Origin of the sequence: Clavibacter michiganensis subsp. insidiosus (assembly GCF_002240565.1) — a bacterium.
Classification (GTDB): domain Bacteria; phylum Actinomycetota; class Actinomycetes; order Actinomycetales; family Microbacteriaceae; genus Clavibacter; species Clavibacter insidiosus.
Window position 1 is genome coordinate 2,478,089 of the sequence record NZ_MZMO01000001.1, and the last position, 19,294, is coordinate 2,497,382.

The 19,294-nt window shown below is 74.7% G+C and carries 17 protein-coding genes; 7 read left to right on the plus strand and 10 right to left on the minus strand.

All coding sequences use genetic code 11. The features are described 5' to 3' along the window. The first annotated feature begins 124 nt into the window (after nt 1-124). Nucleotides 125-1,000, plus strand: a complete 876-nt coding sequence (locus B5P21_RS12010) for a sugar phosphate isomerase/epimerase family protein (protein WP_045527099.1) — start codon at nt 125-127, stop codon at nt 998-1,000. Between the two features lie 180 nt (nt 1,001-1,180). Further along, nucleotides 1,181-1,483, plus strand: coding sequence for a putative quinol monooxygenase (locus tag B5P21_RS12015; protein ID WP_045527096.1), 303 nt, complete (start codon nt 1,181-1,183; stop codon nt 1,481-1,483). A gap of 78 nt (nt 1,484-1,561) precedes the next feature. Here the strand turns inward: B5P21_RS12015 and B5P21_RS12020 are convergent, their stop codons facing one another. From B5P21_RS12020 to B5P21_RS12040, 5 genes are all read right to left on the minus strand, one after another. Further along, nucleotides 1,562-2,872 (minus strand): hypothetical protein, encoded by a 1,311-nt coding sequence (locus tag B5P21_RS12020; protein WP_045527094.1) that lies wholly within the window; start codon nt 2,870-2,872, stop codon nt 1,562-1,564. A gap of 118 nt (nt 2,873-2,990) precedes the next feature. Continuing rightward, nucleotides 2,991-4,886, minus strand: a complete 1,896-nt coding sequence (locus tag B5P21_RS12025) for a YhgE/Pip domain-containing protein (RefSeq protein ID WP_045527093.1) — start codon at nt 4,884-4,886, stop codon at nt 2,991-2,993. Continuing rightward, a complete protein-coding gene (locus B5P21_RS12030; RefSeq protein WP_045527091.1) occupies nt 4,883-7,837 on the minus strand; it encodes an MMPL family transporter in 2,955 nt (984 codons plus the stop codon). Before B5P21_RS12030 ends, B5P21_RS12025 begins: the two co-directional genes overlap by 4 nt. A 73-nt stretch (nt 7,838-7,910) precedes the next feature. Further along, complete coding sequence (locus B5P21_RS12035) at nt 7,911-8,489, minus strand: TetR/AcrR family transcriptional regulator (protein ID WP_045527089.1); 579 nt, start codon at nt 8,487-8,489, stop codon at nt 7,911-7,913. A gap of 82 nt (nt 8,490-8,571) precedes the next feature. After that, nucleotides 8,572-9,726: an SLC13 family permease gene (locus tag B5P21_RS12040; protein ID WP_045527087.1), complete on the minus strand. Its 1,155-nt coding sequence runs from the start codon at nt 9,724-9,726 to the stop codon at nt 8,572-8,574. 161 nt (nt 9,727-9,887) lie between these two features. Between B5P21_RS12040 and B5P21_RS12045 the strand changes: the two genes are divergently transcribed. Continuing rightward, nucleotides 9,888-10,076: a hypothetical protein gene (locus B5P21_RS12045; RefSeq protein ID WP_045527086.1), complete on the plus strand. Its 189-nt coding sequence runs from the start codon at nt 9,888-9,890 to the stop codon at nt 10,074-10,076. Nucleotides 10,077-10,134: 58 nt separating this feature from the next. Here the strand turns inward: B5P21_RS12045 and B5P21_RS12050 are convergent, their stop codons facing one another. Further along, nucleotides 10,135-11,364, minus strand: coding sequence for a mechanosensitive ion channel family protein (locus B5P21_RS12050; RefSeq protein WP_172457212.1), 1,230 nt, complete (start codon nt 11,362-11,364; stop codon nt 10,135-10,137). Nucleotides 11,365-11,584: 220 nt separating this feature from the next. Between B5P21_RS12050 and B5P21_RS12055 the strand changes: the two genes are divergently transcribed. Then, on the plus strand, nt 11,585-12,238 hold the full coding sequence (locus tag B5P21_RS12055; protein WP_236688800.1) for a hypothetical protein: 654 nt from the start codon (nt 11,585-11,587) through the stop codon (nt 12,236-12,238). A 22-nt stretch (nt 12,239-12,260) separates the two neighbouring features. Here B5P21_RS12055 and B5P21_RS12060 read toward each other — a convergent pair whose 3' ends face one another. Then, nucleotides 12,261-13,652, minus strand: coding sequence for a glucose-6-phosphate dehydrogenase (locus B5P21_RS12060; RefSeq protein WP_045527084.1), 1,392 nt, complete (start codon nt 13,650-13,652; stop codon nt 12,261-12,263). Nucleotides 13,653-13,708: 56 nt separating this feature from the next. Here B5P21_RS12060 and B5P21_RS12065 point away from each other — a divergent pair, with 56 nt between their 5' ends. Further along, on the plus strand, nt 13,709-15,562 hold the full coding sequence (locus B5P21_RS12065) for a glycoside hydrolase family 15 protein (protein ID WP_045527083.1): 1,854 nt from the start codon (nt 13,709-13,711) through the stop codon (nt 15,560-15,562). Nucleotides 15,563-15,638: 76 nt separating this feature from the next. Here B5P21_RS12065 and B5P21_RS12070 read toward each other — a convergent pair whose 3' ends face one another. Further along, a complete protein-coding gene (locus B5P21_RS12070; RefSeq protein ID WP_045527082.1) occupies nt 15,639-16,457 on the minus strand; it encodes an alpha/beta fold hydrolase in 819 nt (272 codons plus the stop codon). A 106-nt stretch (nt 16,458-16,563) separates the two neighbouring features. Continuing rightward, nucleotides 16,564-16,740 carry a hypothetical protein gene (locus B5P21_RS16880; protein ID WP_165770616.1) on the minus strand — a complete coding sequence of 59 codons (177 nt, stop codon included), beginning with the start codon at nt 16,738-16,740 and terminating at the stop codon, nt 16,564-16,566. 182 nt (nt 16,741-16,922) lie between these two features. On the opposite strand from B5P21_RS16880, the gene B5P21_RS12075 reads away from it, so the two are divergent. Continuing rightward, the gene (locus B5P21_RS12075; RefSeq protein WP_015489770.1) at nt 16,923-17,345 is read left to right on the plus strand and encodes a MarR family winged helix-turn-helix transcriptional regulator; all 423 of its coding nucleotides are present in this window, start codon (nt 16,923-16,925) and stop codon (nt 17,343-17,345) included. Beyond that, a complete protein-coding gene (locus B5P21_RS12080; RefSeq protein ID WP_094171200.1) occupies nt 17,342-18,670 on the plus strand; it encodes an MFS transporter in 1,329 nt (442 codons plus the stop codon). Before B5P21_RS12075 ends, B5P21_RS12080 begins: the two co-directional genes overlap by 4 nt. Before the next feature lie 27 nt (nt 18,671-18,697). On the opposite strand, the gene B5P21_RS12085 is transcribed toward B5P21_RS12080, so the two are convergent. Beyond that, nucleotides 18,698-19,264, minus strand: a complete 567-nt coding sequence (locus B5P21_RS12085) for a hypothetical protein (RefSeq protein ID WP_045527080.1) — start codon at nt 19,262-19,264, stop codon at nt 18,698-18,700. Nucleotides 19,265-19,294 lie beyond the last annotated feature (30 nt).

The following is a 19,294-nucleotide window of genomic DNA, read 5'->3' on the forward strand; positions in this document are numbered from 1 at the left end:
GTGCGTCGACCGCGCTCCCGTCGGATCCAGCATGCCGACCCCCGCTGTCCGCGTCGCGCATCCGACACGCGCCGGACCGCCCGCGTATCCCGGGGGCACAGGGGCGGCGGGTAGGGTCGCCGACGTGATCCGAGTAGGCATGAGCACCACCTGCGTGTACCCCCAGCCCGTCGAGAACGCCTTCCTCATGGCGAAGCGCGCCGGCTTCGACGGCGTCGAGATCATGGTGACGAACGACGAGGTCACCCAGGACGCCGACGCCCTGCGGGCCATGTCGGAGAAGCACGGCCTGCCCATCCTCTCCATCCACGCGCCCGTCCTGCTGCTCACGCACTTCGTGTGGGGCCGGGACCCGAAGGTGAAGCTCGAGCGGTCCGCCGAGCTCGCCCGCGCGGTCGGGGCGCCCGCCGTCGTGGTGCACCCGCCCTTCCGCTGGCAGGCCGGCTACGCCGAGTCGTTCCTCGACATCGTGCGGTCAGTCCAGACGGAGACGGGCGTCGAGATCGCGGTCGAGAACATGTTCCCGTGGCAGGTCGCCGGCCGCAGCATGAAGGCGTACTCACCCGGCTGGGATCCGCGGGACATGGACTGCGACGCCACCACGCTCGACTTCTCGCATGCCTCCCTCTCCGGACAGGACGCGCTCGAGATGGCCAAGGCCCTCGGCCCGCGCCTGCGCCACGTGCACCTGTGCGACGGATCCGGATCGCAGGACGACGGCCGCATCCTCGACGAGCACCTCCTCCCCGGCCGCGGCACGCAGCCCGTCGCCGAGACGCTCCGCTGGCTCGCCGAGCAGGGCTGGCAGGGCGGCGTCGTCGCCGAGGTCAACACCCGCAAGGCCAAGAACGAGGAGCAGCGGCTCGCGATGCTGATCGAGACGCGCGAGTTCGCGCAGCGGCAGCTCCGGCTCGACATGGCGCCCGAGAAGACGCCCGTCGCGCCGCCCGTGGTGTCCGGGTACCAGCGGCTCCGCACGGCGCTCCGCCGCGACAGGTGATCCGCGGGGCGTGCCGATCGGGCCTCCGCATCCCGGGTCACGGCGCCGTCCGACACGCCCGCGCGTGCCCGTCGGGAGTGCCGCCCCGTCGCACGGGGTTGGAGGGGACAGGGGAACGTCCCCGCACATGATCGACGTCGCGCGCGGCCCCGCCCGCCCGCCGTCGGGACCGGAGACACCATGAGCACCACCGTGCACCTCGAGATCCAGGTCAACGAGAGCCGCCTGGCCGACGTCGCCGACGTCCTCGCCGAGACCCTGCAGGCCACTCGCGCGTTCGCGGGCAACGAGGGGCTCGACGTCCTCGTCGACGACGCCGACCCGGCCCGCATGGTCGTCGTGGAGCAGTGGGCGTCCACCGCCGACCACGACGCGTACGTCGCCTGGCGCGCCACGCCGGAGGGTGCCGCCCGCCTCGGCGAGGTGCTGGCCGCGCCGCCCGTGACCCGCGTGTTCGGCGGGCGCATCGCGCTCGCGCTGTAGCGGCGCACGCACGACGCACGACGAGGGCCGCCCGGGCATCCGGGCGGCCCTCGTCGTGCGCGGGACGGGATCCCGCGGTCAGCGCCCACTGAGGTCGTAGGGCCGCTGGTGCGGATCCACCGTGGCGAGGTACCCGCCGTCCGCGAGCGCGGACGGGACGGCGATCGTGCCGCGCACCGTCGCCGTCGTGCCCGCGACGTCGATCTCGAGGACGGATCCCGTGCCCGCCCGGGACAGGAACAGCTCGGAGCCGTCGTCGGACGCGGCGAGGAAGCGCGCGGCGGATCCGGTGCCCTGCACCTGCCCGAGGGCCGGCAACCGAACGGTCGTCACGGCGCCGTCGTACAGGCCGGCGCGACCGCGGGCGACGAGGGACAGCGTGTCCACGCCGCCGGCGGTCACGACCGCGGCCGCGTAGCCGGGCGTGACGACCGCGCGCGTGGACGCGCCCGAGCCGAGGGCGACGCTGGCGACTCCCCACCCGCGCATCGACGATGACGTGATCAGCGTGGGCGCGCCCGGACCGGTGCCGGTCTGCGTGCCCACGGCGGTCTCCCCGTCGGGCGCCATGCGCGGCCGGTAGCTCTGCACGGCGGGCTCGGGGTAGGCGCGGGAGACGGAGGCGCCGAAGCCGCCGTGCGTCAGCGGCACCGTCTCGATCCCGTCGTGGAGCGTCGAGCCGATCACGGTGCCGCGCGCGTCGGCCATGGGACCGTGCGGGTACGCGCCGAGCGGGGTGGTCGCCACGGGTGTCGGGGCGGTGTCGCCGCCGAGGATCGACGCGACGTCGTAGGAGTCGAGGCGGCCGCCCGCGCTCACGACGAGGCGCAGCGGCGAGCCGACGAGGAACGTCTCCATCTCCTCGGTGCCGCGCTCCCCCGTGGTGGCGAGGGTGACCTCGCTGGTGCGGATGGTGGCGGTGCGGGCCAGGCCCTTGCGGGTGTCGAGCACCGTGACCTGCTGCGTGGTGGATCCGTCGATGTCCGACGCCACGGCCACGAAGCGGTGGCCCGGGTCGTCGGCGATCCAGCCGGCCCGGGTCCACGCGCCGGCGACCGCGGGGATCGGCGTGGAGGACGCGATGCGCGGCACGCCGGACGAGGCGATGTCGACCACGTCGAGCCGCGGCCCGGCCTCATCGACGAAGGCGACGCGGCCGTGGCCCATCTGGATCACGCCGGCGTGCGTGCCGAGGGCCGCGCCCGGCAGCGTCCCGGTGATGCGGCCGGTCGACGCGTCGACGACGGAGACGGCGTGCGCGGACGCGTCGGCCACCAGCAGCCACCTGGCGCGCGGCGCCGCCTCGGCATCAGGGGCGGGTGCCGCGAGCGAGCCCGCGAGGAGGCCGAGGGCGGCGACGCCGACGGCGAGGAGGGAGGGGATGCGCATGGTGCCCGCTTTCTGAGAATGGTTCTCAAGAGATTACGGGTTCGCCGGCGCAGGTGCGGCCCGCCGTGCACGGACCGCGCCGCGGCGACCGGCCGACGAGGCCCGCCGCCGCGGATCGTCAGACCGCGACGGCCACCGAGGACGGCGCCGTCCCGGGCACGAGCCCGAGGCTCGTCGCCCGGCGGGACCGCCGCGTCACGAGGTACGACACGGCGAGGCTCAGCAGCAGGAACACCACGAGCATGCCGGCCGCTCCCCATGCCAGGCCCGGGGCGCCGCCCGCGATGATCGCCTGCATGCCCGACGCCGCGTAGGTCAGCGGCAGGAACGGGCTGATCGCCTGGAACGGCGCGGCCACGAGCTGCAGCGGGATCACCCCGCCCATCGACGCGGCCTGGATGGCGAGCAGGATCAGCGACACCACGAGCCCGGCCCGGCCGAACGCCTGCCGGAGCAGGTAGTGGATCGCCGTGAAGGCCGCCGCCGTGACGGCCGCGAACCCGAGCGTCGCGGGCAGCAGCGCGAGGGACAGCCCGAGCGCGGCGTGCACGAGCGCGACGAGCAGCACGACCTGGGCGAGCGCGATGAGGGCGGCGCGCGCGAGCACGCGCCCCATCACGCGGCCGGTCGCGGCCGAGGAGGCGAGCAGCCGGCGGGCCGCGGGGCGCAGCACGAGGAAGGTCGCGAACGCGCCCAGCCACAGGCCGATGGGCACGAAGATCGCGGCGATCGCATCACCCGGGTTGCCGATCTCGTTCTCGCGCTCGACCGTGAGGCCGACCGGATCCGCGACGACGCCCGACGCCTGGGACGCCTGGTCGGCGTCGAGCGACGGGATCTGCTCCGCGCCCTGCATGAGGCCGGTGCCGAGCTCGGTCGCGCCGGACGAGAGCGCGTCCGCACCGGTCGCGAGGTCGCCCGCGCCCGTCGCCGCCGACGTCGTGCCGGTGCGCAGCTGGCCGAGGCCGTCGCTCAGCTGGCGGGCGCCCGAGACGAGGGCACCGCCGTTGGCCGCGAGCTGCGACGCCCCCGACGCGCTCTGCCCGATGCCCTGCTGCACGCCCTGGATCCCGGCCGCCGCCTGCGACGCGAGGGTCTGTCCCTGCGCCGCGTACTGGTCGAGCCCCTTCTCGAGCGGCTCGAGCTGGGCCGCGATGGGCGCGCTCTGCGGATTGGCGGCGAGCTGCTGCCGGAGCCCGGCCACCTGCGCGGCGATCTGCCCGGCCCCGCCCGCGTACTGCCCGACGCCGTCGGACACCTGCGACAGCCCCGCTGCCCCGGCCTGCAGCCGGTCGAGCCCGGAGGAGAGCTGCGAGACGCCGCCCGTGTAGGTGCCGAGCCCGTCCGCGAGCTGCGACGCGCCCTGCTGCGACCGCCCGACTCCGTCGCCGAGCTGCGTGATCCCGTCGCCGAGCGTCGTCGCGCCGGAGGAGAGCTGGGTGGCGCCGTCGGCCAGCTTGTCCGCGCCGGCTCCCGCGTCCGTGAGCGAGCCCGTGAGGCTGCCGAACGTCGTGTAGATGCCCGAGACGAACTGCGAGGTGATGGCGTTGCCGAACGCGCTCGTCATGCCGACGCCCACGGCCTGCGTGGCCGCGCCCGTCAGGTAGCCGTGCGCGTCGTCCGTCTTCACGCTGATCTGCGCGCGCTGCGGGGCGTCCGTCGACAGCGACACGATCGACGCGGAGAAGTCCTTCGGCACCGTGAGCACCGCGTAGACCTCGCCGTCGTCGAGCATCCTCTGCGCCTCGTCGGCGTTCGTGATGGTCCAGTCGAAGGCCTGGTTGTCGTCGCTGGTCAGCTGGGTGACGAGCAGGCGGCCGGCGAGCACGGGCGACTCGGTGCCGTCCTGGGCCTTCTGCTGGACGATCTCGTCCTGGTTGACGATGGCGGCGGGCACCCGCTCGACGCCCGTCGCGACGTCCGAGAGCGAGCCGATGAACAGGCCGGCGACCGCGAGGGGCACGATCGCGACGAGGGCGACGGCGAGGCGTCGGCGTACGGAGCGGGGGGTCATCGGCGGGTCTCCTTGCCGGTCAGGACGGGCTGGTCGATGTCGGGGCGCTCGACGGCGTCGGGTGCGGGTGCGGGTGCGGTCGCGTCGTCCGCGGCGACGCGGAGGCGCACGGTCGGCCGCCCCGGGATCCCGTGGTCGTCCGGGAAGCACGGCGCGCCCAGGAGGACGGTCGTGCTCTCGTGCACGAGGGCGGGCAGGGCGGCGAGGAACGCGCGCTCGGCGGCGGCGTCCGGGAACGGATCCACCACGTCGAGCACGAGCACGGGCGCCCGGCCCGCGGCGGCGACGGCCGTCAGGGCGATGGCGCGCTCGAGCGGCAGGAGCGATCCGACGGGGTCGTCGGCGCCGATGCGCCGGGCGCCGGCGGCGTCGGCGGCCTGGTCCAGGCGCCCGAGCCACTCCTCCTGCCGCGCGCGGGCCCCGCGGCGGCGGCCCATCGGCTCGGACAGGTCGATGCGCTCGGCGAGGAGGTCCCCGACCGTGACGCCGGAGTCGACCCGGTCGACGCGCCCGAGGTCGGCCATGGCGACGCTCGTGAGCACGCGGCCGGACTCGGAGGCGAGCGGGTGCCCGGCGACGTGCGCGCGGCCGGACAGCGGCGCGAGCCGCGCGCCGAGCGTCGCGCCGAGGAGGCGTCGGTCGACGACCTCGCCCTCGACGAGCACGAGGGATCCGGCGGGGGCGCTGAGGTCGACCGGCAGGAGCCGGCGGCCCGGCACGCCCACGACGAGCCGCTCGGCCGCGACGGCGGCGCCGGACGCGTGCGCCCAGTCGACGTCGTCCTGGTGCTCGCGGAGGCCCTCGCCCTCGATGTCGACGTCCGGGAGGATCCGGTCGAGCCAGCGCGGGATCCACCACGCGCGCCTCCCGAGCAGCGCCATGGCGGCGGGTACCAGGGTCATGCGCACGAGGAAGGCGTCGAAGAAGATGCCGACGGCGAGGCCGAGCGCGATCGTCTTGATGACGCCTGCGCCCTCCGGCACGAAGGCCGCGAAGACGAAGAACATGATGAGCGCGGCGGCCGTGACCACGCGGGCGGCGCCCGAGAAGCCCGTCACGATGGCCCGCTTCGCGTCGCCGTGGTGCACGAAGTCCTCGCGCATGCCCGAGACGAGGAAGACCTCGTAGTCCATCGCGAGCCCGAAGAGGATCGCCATGAGCAGGATCGGCATGAAGCTCAGGATCGGGCCGGGCGTGACCCCGAGCACGTCGGCGAACGCCCCCTGCTGGAAGATCAGCACGACGGTGCCGAACGACACGACGACGCTCAGCAGGAAGCCGACCGCGGCCTTGATCGGCACGAAGATCGAGCGGAACACGATCATCAGCAGGATGATCGACAGCCCCACCACGACGATCCCGAACGGCACGAGCGCCTGGTCGAGCCGCTGCGAGATGTCGTTCTGCACCGCGGTGGTGCCCGTGACGGACACGCGCGTGTCGTAGCGGTCCTGGAGCCCGGGCGCGAGGTCGCGGATCGACTGCATGAGCGCCGTGGTCTCCGCCGACTCGGGCGGGCTGTCCGGCACGACCTGGATGATCGCGGTGTCGACCGACGGGTTCGGCGTGCCGGCGCCGACGAAGGCCACGTCGTCGAGCCCGCGGATCTCGTCGCCGATCTCCCCGAGCACCCCGATCGGGTCGGTGGTCTGCGTGATGTCGACGAGCACGACGAGCGGCCCGTTGTGGCCCGGGCCGAACGCGTCGGAGACGGTGTCGTACGCGACCCGGCTGGTGGATCCCGCGGGCTCGGTCGCCCCGCTCGGCAGCCCGAGCTGGAGCTGCGACGCGGGCACGGCGAGGAGGCCGGCGATGCCGACGACGATGACGACGGGGATGATCGGCACCTTCGTGACGATCCCGACCCAGCGCGCGCCGAGCGTGCGCTGCGTCCCCTCGGCCTGCGCCTTCGCGCGGCGCGCGGCCCGCGAGCCCTCCTTCGGGCGGAGCCGCTCCCCCGCGAGGCCGAGCATCGCCGGCAGCAGCGTGGTCGCGACGCCCATGGCGAGCAGCACCGCGAACGCCGCGCCGAGCCCCATCACGGTGAGGAACGGGATCTGCACCACGAGGAGCCCGAGCAGCGCGATGATCACCGTCACGCCCGCGAAGATCACGGCGCTGCCGGCCGTCGCGACCGCGGTCGCCGCCGAGCGCTCGACGGGCATGCCGGTGGCGAGCTGCGTGCGGTGCCGCATGAGGATGAAGAGGGCGTAGTCGATTCCCACCGCGAGGCCGATCATCACGGCGAGCAGCGGCGACGCGCTCGAGACCGTGACGAACTTCGAGGCGGCCATGAGCGCACCCGCGGAGGCCGCGACGCCGACGAGCGCGCCCATGAGGGGCAGCCCCGCCGCGAGCATCGACCCGAACGTGAGCACGAGCACGAGGCCGGCGAACAGCACGCCGAACGCCTCGGTCACGGTGACGCCGTAGTGGACGTCCTGGAAGACCTGGCCGCCGAACGACACCGTCAGCCCCCCGTCCTCCGCCGCCTGCGCGGACTCCTTCAGCGCGTCGCGCGTGGCGGTCGTCACCTGGTCGCTCTGCCCGGAGAACTGCACGGTCGTGATCGCCACGGTGCCGTCGTCGGAGACCGCGTCGGTCGCGTACTCGGAGAACGGCGACAGCGCCGTCGCGACGCCGGGGACCTCGCCCGCGGCCGTCGCGGTCGCCTCGATGGCGGCCTTCTCGGCGTCGTCGGTGACCTTCGCGCCGGCGGGCGCCGCGGTCACGATCTGCGCGCTCGCGCCCGCGGCCTGCGGGAACACGGCGGCCAGCCGGTCGATCGCCTCCTGCGACTCGGTGCCCGGGATCGAGAACGACTCCTGGGTCGTCCCGCCGAGCGCGAGCCCGCCGCCCAGCAGGATGCCGAGGACGAGGATCCACGCGGCGACGACGCGCCACGGGTGGAGGAACGAGATGCGTCCGAGTCGGTACAGCAGCGTGGCCATGGGCGGGTGGCTCTCCTTGCGTGGTGCGTGGTGCGTGGGACGTGCGCGTGGGGACGTGCGGGGCGGAGCGGGATCAGGTGGAGCGGGTGCCGAGGGGGGCGAGGAGCTCCCCCACGACCACGACGAGAGCGGCCCTGATCTCGTCGTCGGGCAGCGGCTCGTTGGTGGACCAGTCGTCGCTCGCGGCGAGGATGTACGCCGCGCCGCCGAGCGCCACGCCGAAGCGCAGCTGGTCGAACGTGCTGTCGAGCGCGCCGGCGGTCTTGCCGAGCGCACGAACGAGGTCGTTGGCGCGCTCGATCACGGCGAGGTGCCCGAGCGAGCGGCCCTGCGTGATGAACAGCGCCACCTCGTGCCGGTGCAGCAGGAGGAAGTCGATGAACCGCTCGACGAACTGGCGCCGGGCGTCCTCGTCGCCGCGGATGGAGTCAGCCCGGTCGATGACCTCGGCGAGCGCGTCGATCGTCGGCTCGAGGAGGGCGTCGAGCAGCGCCTCCTTGGAGGCGAAGTGGTAGAGCACGCTCGACTTCGAGTAGCCCGCCTCGTCGGCGATCTGCTGGAGCGAGGTCGCTTGGAACCCGTCCCGGGCGAAGCGGGCGGCGGCGATGGAACGGAGCTCGTCGCTCGCGGAGGCGCGGGGGGTGCGGGTCACGCGGAGAGCCTATGTCGACCGATCGGTCAGTCCCTGCACGATCGGTCAGACTGCCAGCGGCCTGACAGGTGCGGGCGCCGGATCAGCGGGTCAGCACGAACGCCAGCATCGCGAGACCGACCGTGAGGGGCGCGACGACGAGCCCCAGCAGCATGTAGCGCGACCACCTGATGTGGACCCCCATGCTCACGAGCCGCTCGTGCCAGAGCAGGGTCGCGAGCGAGGCCCACGGCGTGATGACCGGGCCCGCGTTGACGCCCACGAGGATGGCGACGAGCCGCTCCGGGGATCCCGCGACGGGCTCCAGCGCGAGGTACGCCGGCAGGTTGTCGACCGCGTTGGCGCTCAGCGTCGCGACGCCCGCGAGGCGGAACAGCGCGGCCGCGTCCTGGCCCTGGCCGGAGACGGCGGCCATCACGGCGGTGAGCCCGAGCGACTGCGCCGCCTCCATCACGATGAAGAGGCCCGACGCGAACACCACGAGCTGCCACGGCAAGAGGCCGAGCCGGATCACGCGTGGGCGGCGGACGGCCGTGAGGATCGCGAGCACCACGGCCGCGGCGAGCGCGGGGATCCACACCTCGACGCCCGAGACGAGCGACGGCACGAGGAGCCCCACCACGATGGCGCTGCCCACGAGCAGCACGCGGTCGGTCGACGCGGTCGGCGGCCCGACCTCGTAGCGCGTGAGGAGGTCCTCGCGGTGGATCACGAGGATCGCGAGCACGGGCACCGCGATGGCGACGAGCGCGGGCGCGACCGTGAGCGCCGCGAACCCGGCCGGGCCGAGGCCGCCGAGCTCGTGCTCCGCGAGCAGGTTGGTGAGGTTGGAGACGGGGAGCAGCAGCGACGCCGTGTTCGCGAGCCACACCGTCGTCAGCGCGAACGGGAGCGGCGGCAACCCGCAGTGCCGGGCGAGCACGACGACCACGGGCGTGAGCAGCACGGCGGTCGTGTCGAGCGACAGGAAGATCGTGCAGAGGCAGGCGAGCACGACGGTCGCGAGCCAGAGCGCCCACGTGCGTCCCCGCCCGAGACCGGCGGCCCGCTCGGCGATCCAGGTGAAGAGCCCCGCCTCGCTGGCGAGCTCGGTGACCACGGTGATGGCGACCACGAAGAGGAGGATCGGCCAGACCCGCTCGTACAGGACGCCGAGGTCGTCGAGCGGGAGGGCTCCGGTGGCCACGGCGACGGCGCCGACGACGAGGAGCACCGCCCCGATGAGCGCTGTGCGCACGGGCGCCTCCTGTCTGATCCGCGATCACTGTACTCACCGGCTGCCGGGAGTCGGCACCGCCTGCGGAAAGGGGACGCCGCGCGGCACGGGGCGCTCCCGGCGGCCGGGCGGCGGACGCGGCGGTCGGATCCCGGTACCGTGGAAGCACACTGGGAGGTGTCATGCGCAAGTACATCCTGAACGGCAGCGTCCTCAGCGCCCTCGTCGGCGGCTGGAGCACGCTCCAGACGACCCGTCGGGGTCCGCGCGACTGGAAGCTCGGCCTCATGTGGCTCAGCTGGGGCATCACGGTGGCGATCGCCATCGGCACGGTCATCGAGGACTCGCGCGACGGGCAGATCGGCAACTAGCCGTCCCCATCCGCGACGCGCACGCCCACCCGGGCGTGCGCGTCCGTCGTGCGTGCGGTCAGTCCCGCGTGCGCCAGCGGTCGGCGTCGACCTCGAGGTCGATGCGCTCCTCGGCGGGCACCGTGGAGATCGGCCCGGTGAACAGGCCCGCGCGCGTGTCCGCCTGCGCGGTGCCCGAGAACAGGCCCGTCGGCTCGGTCTCCGGCGCGCCCCGCCGCGTAGCCGGCGCGTCGTCGAGCTCGCGCGCGTCCACCATCTGCACGCGCGTGCGCGGCAGCGACTGCGGGCTGTGCTCGTGCAGGAAGGCAACGAGCCGCTCGCGCACGAGGCAGCGCAGGTCGAACAGGGTGGGCGCGTCGACCGCGGAGACGAGCACGCGGATCCGCACGAAGCCGCCGACCGCGTCCGTCACCTGGAGCACGGAGACGCGGCCGTCCCAGAGGTCGGTCGTCGCGAGCACCCGGTCGAGCTCCTCGCGCATGCTCGCGGGCGTCGCGCGCCAGTCGAGGTCGAGCTCCACCGCGCCGAGGAGCTCCGACTTGGTGCGGGTCCAGTTCTGGAACGGCGTGGTCGTGAAGTAGGTGGACGGCAGCACCATGCGCCGGTCGTCCCAGATGTGGACGACCACGTAGGTCAGCGTGATCTCCTCCACGCGCCCCCACTCGGTCTCGACGATGACGACGTCGTCGACCCGGATCGCGTCGCTGAAGGCGAGCTGCATCCCGGCGAACACGTTGGCGAGCGTGGACTGCGCGGCGAGGCCCGCGACGATGGACACGAGGCCGGCGGAGGCGAGGACGCTCGCGCCCGCGGCCCGGGCGCCCGGGAACGTCAGCAGGATCGCGCCGATGGCGACCACCACGATCGCCACGACCGTGAGCCGCCGGATGATGAGCACCTGCGTGCGCACCCGCCGGGCGACCCGGTTGTCCGCCACGTCCACCCGGTAGCGGCTGAGCCCGAGGTCCTCGAAGAAGATCGCGAGCGCGCACACGAGCCACGCGGCCGCGACGATCGTCAGCACGTGCAGCAGGTGGTCGAGGCCGTCGCGCACCTCGCCCGGCGCGACCGAGGCGCGGAGGGCGATCCACACCGCCAGCGTGACGAGCAGCACGCGGAACGGCCGTCGGGCCCGGCGGACGAGGCGGGCCGCCCACTCCCGGCGGCGCGCGATGACGCGGACGACGAGGGCGACGACCGCGGTGACGAGCAGCGCGGCGGCCACGGCCGCGAGCAGCGTGACGGTCACGGCGACGGCGGGCACGGCGAGCAGGGCGGGCAGGTCCACGGATCCTCCAGACGGGTCGGGCGGACCGCGCTGTCCCGGGCGTCCAGTCTCGCAGGCGCTCCGGCGCGCTCGGGCGCGCATCGGGCGCGCATCGGGGGCCGGCGGGGGCGCGGCGCGGCGCCCCCGCCCCGGGATCCCCGGCGTGTCGCGGGTCGGCCCGGGCGTGTCGCGCACGAGGATGGTCCCGATCGCGGCGGTGCGATCGGGGAGGCCGTGGATCATGTTCCGGTGGCGCAGAGGCAAGTCCGTCCCGACCGAGGCCGCGCCCGCGGCGTCCGAGCGGAGGCCGGCGGGACGGGGATCCGTCGCCGCGCCGGCCGCTCCCCCGCCGCCCGTCGTCTCGACCGCCACCGGCGAGCTGGCGGCGATCGCGGCGCGGCTGCACGGCGGCCCCGTGCGGCCCGCGCACGTGCCGGCGCACAAGGCCCTGCCCGAGGATCCCTCCGTCGACGCGACAGCCGACGGCGGCGACGCGTCCGACGCCGACCGCGAGCAGGACCTCCGCCCGCTGGCCCTCATCGTGCAGGCCGCTCTCGCGCACCACTTCGGCCCGGACGGCGCGTGGGCGCTCGTCCGCCGCACGCCCGACACCACGGCCGGCTTCTTCGACGAGCTCATGACGGCGCACATCGCCCGCGACGTGGCGCTCGCGCTCGGTGCCTCGCCCGCCGCGGCCGGCCTCCCGCTCGAGGACGCCCGGGCGACGGGGTCATCGGAGCCCGACGCGTCCGCGCGCGACGCCGCCGCGCGGCAGGACACGGTCGCGCGCGAGCTCGCGGTGTTCGACGAGGATCCGCTCGACGGCGCGCTCGCCGAGCTGGCCGGCGACCCGCGCCGCGTCCCCGCGATGCTCCGCGCCGTGCGCAGCGCCTAGGCGGGCGTCGCGCGCCGGGCGCTCAGCCCTTCGGCGCCATCTGCGGGCCGTCCCACGGCCCCGCGGATCCGGCCGGGTACTCCTCGAGCGGCACGTCGCCCGCGCGCCACGCGGCGATGACCGGCTCGACGATGCGCCAGCACTCCTCCGCCGTGTCGCCGCGCACCGAGAGGCCCTCGTCCTCCGAGATGATGCCGTCGATGACCTGGCCGTACGGCGGCAGGTCGCCCGGGTCGAACGCGGTCACGAGCTCGGCGCGGTCGATGACGTCGGGGTCGGCGGGGCCGTTCACGTTGAGCTCCAGGTGCAGCTCGTCGGGGGCGATGAGGATGCGGATCCGGTCGGGCTCGTCCGCGCCGCGGAGCCCGGTGGGCACGTGCGGCGCGGGCTGGAAGGTCACGACGATCTCGCGCCGGTGGTCCTTCATGGCCTTGCCCGAGCGCAGCCGGAACGGCACCCCCGCCCAGCGCCAGTTCGCGATCTCGACGGTCATCTCGGCGAGCGTCTCGGTGCCGCGGGCAGGATCCACGCCCGCCTCGTCGGCGTAGGCCGGGAGCTCGCGGCCCTCGACGTCGCCCGCCGAGTAGCGCGCGCGACGGGAGGACGCCACGGGGTCGCCTCCCCAGGGCCGCGTCGCCCGGAGCACGAGCGCCTTCTGGTCGCGCACGTCCCGCGCGTCGGTGGTGGCGGGCGCCTCCATCGCGAAGACGGCCATCACCTGCAGGAGGTGGCTCTGGATCATGTCGGCCAGGGCGCCCGCGCCGTCGTAGTAGCGGGCGCGGCCCTCGAGCGCGAGCTGCTCGTCGTAGACGATCTCGACGATCTCGACGCTCGCGACGTGCTGCGCGTTCCACACGGGCTCGAGCAGCCGGTTGGCGAAGCGGAGCCCGAGGAGGTTCCGCACGGTCGAGCGGCCGAGGAAGTGGTCCACGCGATGGGTGCGCTCCTCGGGCACGAGCGTCGCGAGCAGCCGGTTGAGGGCCTGCGCGCTCGCGAGGTCGGTGCCGAACGGCTTCTCGAGCGAGAGCGACGTGCCCTCGGGCAGGGTGATCCGGGTCATCGCCTCGCACGCCTTCTCCGTCACCGCGGGCGGCAGCGCGAAGTACACGGCGGGCGCGGCCTCGCACGCGGCGAGCAGGCGCTCGAGGTCGGCCTCGGCCGTGACGTCGGCCGCCTGGTAGGTCGTGCCCGCGAGCACGCGGTCGACCGCGGGGCCCTCGGCGCCGAGCGAGGCGAACGACGTGCGGACGACCTCGCGCCAGCGCTCGTCGTCCCACTCCTCCGTGCCCGCGCCGACCAGCTGCAGGTCGAGGTCGGGGCGGTGGGCGAGGAGGTCGCCGAGGCCGGGGAGGAGCAGGCGCGCGGAGAGGTCGCCGCTGGCGCCGAGGATGAGGAGCGTGGAGGTCGCGGGCATGCGGTCAGGCTACGCGCCGCGGGCGGGAACGCAGGCGGCCCGTGGGACCATGGCGCATGGCCATGCGCATCGAGGACTACGCACTCATCGGGGACTGCCACACGGGAGCGCTGGTCGGCCGGGACGGCTCCATCGACTGGCTGTGCCTCCCCCGCTTCGACTCCGCGTCGATGTTCGGGGCCCTCCTCGGCACGGACGAGCACGGCTCGTGGCGGCTCGCCCCGGCCTCCCCCGACGCCACCGTCTCCCAGCGCACCTACCTCGGCAACACCTTCGTCCTCTGGACGAGGTGGGAGACGCCCGAGGGCGCGGTCGAGGTCACCGACTTCATGTCCATGGGCGACCGGCGGGCCGACGTCGTACGCCGCGTCCGCGGGATCAGCGGCACGGTCCGGATGCAGGGCGACCTGCGCCTGCGCTTCGGCTACGCGACCGCGCTGCCGTGGATCCGCAAGCTCGACGACGGCGACCCGCGCCTCGTCGCCGTCGCGGGCCCCGACGCCGTCGTCGTCCGCGGCCCCGAGCTCACGGCGACGAATCACCACCACGGCGTCGCGTTCGAGGTGGCGGCCGGCGAGACCGTCGACCTCGCCCTCACCTGGTACCCCTCGCACCGCAGCGAGCCGCCTGCCTTCGACGTGGACGCCGCCCTCGAGCACACGACCGAGTGGTGGGAGTCGTGGGCCAGCTCCATCGAGCACTCCGGCCCGCACCAGGCCGCGGTCCGCCGGTCGCTGCTCGTGCTCCGCGCGCTCACGCACGAGGACACCGGCGGCATCGTCGCGGCGGCCACCACGAGCCTCCCCGAGCAGTTCGGCGGATCCCGCAACTGGGACTACCGCTACGTGTGGCTCCGCGACGCGTCGCTCACCCTCGAGGTGCTCCTCGCGCACGGCTTCGAGCACGAGGCCGACGAGTGGCGCACCTGGCTCCTGCGCGCCATCGCAGGCGATCCGGGCGACGTGCAGATCATGTACGGCCTCAGCGGCGAGCGGTACCTCCCCGAGCGCGACCTCGACAGCCTGCCCGGCTACCAGGGCTCGGGCCCGGTGCGCGTCGGCAACGGCGCGTTCGAGCAGTACCAGGCCGACGTCATCGGCGAGGTGATGCTCGCGCTCCAGGCCGCGCGCGACGCCGGCGTCGGCGAGACCGAGTTCTCCTGGCCGCTGCAGCGCGCCCTCATCGGCTTCGTGGAGGAGAACTGGGAGCGGCAGGACAGCGGCATCTGGGAGATCCGCGGCGCCGAGCAGCACTTCACCCACTCGCGGGCGATGATCTGGGCGGCCCTCGACTGCGCCGTGCAGGGCGTCGAGCGGCACGGGCTCGACGGGCCGGTGGAGCAGTGGAAGGCGCTGCGCGACCGGGTCCGCGACGAGATCCTGGACAGGGGCGTGGACCCGGCGACGGGCGCCTTCCGCCAGCACTACGGCACGACCGAGGTGGACGCCTCGCTCCTGATCCTCGCCCAGGCCGGGTTCTGCGCGTACGACGACCCGCACATGCTCGCGACGGTCGCGGCGATGGAGCGGACGCTCATGCACGAGGGCTTCCTCCTGCGCTACGACACGAGCGCGGGGGTCGACGGCCTGCCCGCGGGCGAGTACCCGTTCCTGGCCTGCTCGTTCTGGCTCGTCGAGCAGTACGCCCGGTCGGGCCGCGAGGCCGACGGCCGCGCGCTGATGGAGCGGCTCGTCGCCCTCGGCAACGACGTCGGGCTCCTCTCGGAGGAGTACGACCCGGTCGGGAAGCGCCAGGCGGGCAACGTCCCGCAGGCCCTGTCGCACCTCGCGCTCGTGCGGGCGGCGGACGCCCTGGAGGCCGCCGCGGCCACGCATCCGGACGACCTCGACCGCGTGCACCGGGACGGCAACGCCGCGCTGGCGCACGCCGAGGCGGCGCGCAGGGAGTAGGCGACGGCGCCCGGGTCCGGGCGAGCGGCTCCCCGCGCGCGGGCCGGCCCGCGCGACCGGCCCCGCGACCGGCGCGTCAGAGCGCGTCGAGGAAGCGCGCGACGGCCGGCAGCGCCTCCGGGTGCCGCGGGGTGTCGGCGTGCGTGGCGCCCGCGAGCTCCACGAGCGGCGCGTCCGGTCGCAGCGCCTTCACGTGGTGCGCCGCGCGGAGCCGCTCGGGATCCCGCGTGCCCGCGACGAGCAGCAGAGGCACCGCGGATCCGGCGACGACCTGGTCGGGCACGCCCGCGTCCCGCTCCGACTCCCGCATGTAGGCGGCGAGCGCCCGCGCGTCGTCCGCGAGGAAGGCCCCGCGCGTCGCGGCGGCCACCGGGTGCCCGCTGTGCCGCTCCCACGCCTCGAGGAACCCGGGCATGCCGCCGGTCTCCAGCGCGTCGATGCAGCCGGGGAAGAACACGCGGTCGAAGACGCCGACGCCGCTGCGCGGGGATCCGCCGAGGCTCGACGTGGAGAGGAGGCGGTCGGGGTGGGCGGCGGCCAGCGAGAAGCCGACCCGCGCGCCGAGGCTGTAGCCCACGTGGTGCACGGCGGACGCGCCGACCGCGTCGAGCACCGCCACGACGTCGGCGACCATGAGGTCCATCGCGTAGGCCGCGGGCTCGTGCGGGGTTCCGCTGCGCCCGTGGCCGCGGAGGTCCAGCGTGATCACCTGGCGCGTCGGCGACAGCGCGCGCACCCAGCCGAAGCCGCGCCAGATCGCCTGCGACAGGGCCGTGCCGTGCACGAGGACGACCGGCGCGTGGGCCGGGTCACGGGGGTCCCCGTGGGCCGGTAGGGCGCCGAAGGAGCGGTAGGCGATGCGCGTGCCGTCGAGGGGGTTGGTCGCGGTGTCCACGGGGATCCAGGCTACGCGGATCCCCGGGCGCAGCCGCGCGGGCGGAGCCGTCGCACCGGGAGCGACGGCCCGGCCCCGCGCGGGCCGCGGGTGCCGGTGACGCGGGCTAGGCGCCGGCGCCGTCCTGGTCGTCGGGATGCGGCGTGTCCTCCTCGGGCTCGAAGTGGTCGTTCCCGCCGTCGTGGCCGGCCGCGACGCCCGTGGATCCCGCGGGGATCGTGCCGTCGCCGCCGAGCTTCGCGTCGTCGTCGTGCGCGTCGGCCGTGCCGTCGTGGTGGGTCATGTCCGTGCCTCCTCTGGTCGCGCGGCCCGTGCCCGCGTCGTCGCGGGTGCATCGCGGCCGGCGGTGTCCTCCCATCCTGCCCGGGCGGCCGGCGCCCCGGTGCATGTCCGGCCGAATCGCTCGCAGGATCCCGTCACGCCCCGGCACGATCGTTAGCACAACTAATGAGCTAGCCTAATGACATGCCCGACTCCCCCGACCTCAGCCAGAGCCTGCGCGCCGGCGTCATGCGCCTCGCGCGCCGCCTGCGGGCCGAGAAGGCCGACCACGAGCTGAGCGACAGCCAGTTCGTCGTGCTCGCCCTGCTCCTGCGGGACGGGCCGACGAGCCCCGGCCGCCTCGCCGAGATCGAGCGCGTCACCGCCCCGAGCATGAACCGCACGGTCAACTGCCTCGTCGAGGCGGGCTACGCCGAGCGCTCCCCCGCCCCCGACGACGGCCGCCGCGTCACCGTCTCCATCACGGACGCCGGCCGGACGGTCGTGCAGGAGACCCGCCGGCAGCGGAACGCCTGGCTCTCCCTCCGCCTCGGCGAGCTCACCGCCGCCGAGCGCGCCACCCTCGGCGAGGCCGCGGCCCTCCTCGGCCGCATGGCCGCGTCGTGAGCGCCGTATTCCGGAGCCTCCGCGCCCCGAACTACCGCATCTGGTTCGCCGGCGCCCTCGTCTCCAACGTCGGCACGTGGATGCAGCGCACCGCCCAGGACTGGATCGTCCTCACCGAGCTCACCCGCTACGACGCGACCGCGGTCGGCATCGTCATGGCGCTGCAGTTCGGCCCCATGCTCCTGCTCTCCCCCTACGCCGGCCTCATCGCCGACCGCTACGACAAGCGCCGCGTGCTGATGATCACTCAGGGCACCATGGCGGTGCTCGGCCTCGGGCTCGGCCTCGTGGTGCTCTCGGGACGCGCCGAGCTCTGGCACGTCTACCTCTTCGCGCTCCTGCTGGGCATCGCCTCCGCGCTCGACGCCCCCGCCCGCCAGTCCTTCGTCTCCGAGCTCGTCTCCGACGACGACCTCTCCAACGCCGTCGCGCTCAACTCGGCGTCCTTCAGCGCCGCGCGCATGATCGGGCCGGCCGTCGCCGGCGTGCTCATCGCGGGCGTCGGCACGGGCTGGGTCTTCCTCATCAACGCCGTGAGCTTCATCGCCGTGCTCATCGCCCTCACGCGCCTCCGCGTCGGCGAGCTCCGCCGCCCGGAGCGCGTCGCCCGGTCGCGCGGCCAGCTGCGCGAGGGCTTCCGCTACATCGGCGGGCGGCCGGACATCATGGTGATCCTCGTGATCGTCTTCCTCGTCGGCGCGTTCGGCTACAACTTCCCGATCTTCACCTCCACCATGGCGAGCGTCGAGTTCGGCAAGGGCGCGACCGAGTTCGGCCTGCTCTCCTCGAGCCTCGCCGTCGGATCCGTCGCCGGCGCCCTGCTGTCCGCCCGCCGCGAGCGGCCCCGCATCCGCCTCGTGTTCGTGGGCGCCGCGCTCTTCGGCATCGCGACCGGCCTAGCCGCCATCGCGCCCACGTACCTGCTCTTCGCCGGGGCGCTCGTGATCGTGGGCGTCGTCTCGCAGACCCTCATGACGAGCGCCAACAGCACCGTCCAGCTCACCGTCGAGCCGCGCATGCGCGGCCGCGTGATGGCCGTCTACATGGCGATCTTCGTGGGCGGCACGCCCCTCGGCGCGCCGATCGTCGGCTGGGTGGCGAACACGTGGGGCCCGCGCGCCGCCGTCATGGTGGGCGTGGCCAGCGGCATCGTCGCCGCCCTCATCGCCATCGCATGGCTCGTGCTGCACCGGCACCTGCGCGTCTCGTACCGGATCCACCGCACGCCGCACCTGCTCGTCACGCACGACGGCGACGGCCGCGACCGCCGCGAGGACGCGCGCGAGGACATCGAGGCCGACGAAGCGGTCGCCCGCCGCACCTGACGCGGCGCGCGTCCGCCGGGCCCGGTCTCAGGGCGCGGGCGTCGGCGTCGCGCTCGGCGGCACGTAGCCGACGTCGTCGAGGCAGTAGTCGAGGAACGCGTTCGTCGCGCGCAGGTACTGCCCGGTGTCGAGCGAGGCGCCGTCCGTGTCCGCACCCGAGCGCAGCGCGTCCAGCTCGTCGACGATCGTCGAGAAGGACGCCACGAGCGGCTTCATGTTCTCGGGGGCCATGCCGGCGAGGGCGGCGTCGCCCTGCTTCACGCGGTCGAGGAGGGTCGGATCCACCTGCTTCCCGTCGCCGAGCGCCTGCACGAGCTTGGTGGAGTCGGGCAGCACCTGCGCGAGCGTCGAGCAGGTGGCGAGCTCGTCCTCGGTCGGCGGGCCCGGCGCGCGCGTCGCGGTCGGCTCGGGGCTCGTGGTGCCGTCGGGAGCCGCTCCCACGTCCGGGGTCGCGCCGGCGGCGGGCGTCGTCGCCGACGGGGCGGGGGCCTCCGTCCCGGTCGTGCACCCGGCGAGCACGAGCGCTCCCGCCGCGGCGGCGATCACCGGCGCCCACGATCGGATCCGGCGTGCGGGTCTGGGCGTACGGGCCATGCGGGCCTCCTCGGCGCCTATCACAGGTGA

Excerpts from the sequence above, each read along its gene's own strand:
- B5P21_RS12065 (WP_045527083.1), top strand. The coding sequence starts at position 13,709 with ATGGCCATGCGCATCGAGGACTACGCACTCATCGGGGACTGCCACACG.
- B5P21_RS16880 (WP_165770616.1), bottom strand. The coding sequence starts at position 16,740 with ATGACCCACCACGACGGCACGGCCGACGCGCACGACGACGACGCGAAG.
- B5P21_RS12085 (WP_045527080.1), bottom strand. The coding sequence starts at position 19,264 with ATGGCCCGTACGCCCAGACCCGCACGCCGGATCCGATCGTGGGCGCCG.
- B5P21_RS12030 (WP_045527091.1), bottom strand. The coding sequence starts at position 7,837 with ATGGCCACGCTGCTGTACCGACTCGGACGCATCTCGTTCCTCCACCCG.
- B5P21_RS12055 (WP_236688800.1), top strand. The coding sequence starts at position 11,585 with ATGTTCCGGTGGCGCAGAGGCAAGTCCGTCCCGACCGAGGCCGCGCCC.
- B5P21_RS12045 (WP_045527086.1), top strand. The coding sequence starts at position 9,888 with ATGCGCAAGTACATCCTGAACGGCAGCGTCCTCAGCGCCCTCGTCGGC.
- B5P21_RS12075 (WP_015489770.1), top strand. The coding sequence starts at position 16,923 with ATGCCCGACTCCCCCGACCTCAGCCAGAGCCTGCGCGCCGGCGTCATG.
- B5P21_RS12025 (WP_045527093.1), bottom strand. The coding sequence starts at position 4,886 with ATGACCCCCCGCTCCGTACGCCGACGCCTCGCCGTCGCCCTCGTCGCG.
- B5P21_RS12020 (WP_045527094.1), bottom strand. The coding sequence starts at position 2,872 with ATGCGCATCCCCTCCCTCCTCGCCGTCGGCGTCGCCGCCCTCGGCCTC.
- B5P21_RS12015 (WP_045527096.1), top strand. The coding sequence starts at position 1,181 with ATGAGCACCACCGTGCACCTCGAGATCCAGGTCAACGAGAGCCGCCTG.
- B5P21_RS12060 (WP_045527084.1), bottom strand. The coding sequence starts at position 13,652 with ATGCCCGCGACCTCCACGCTCCTCATCCTCGGCGCCAGCGGCGACCTC.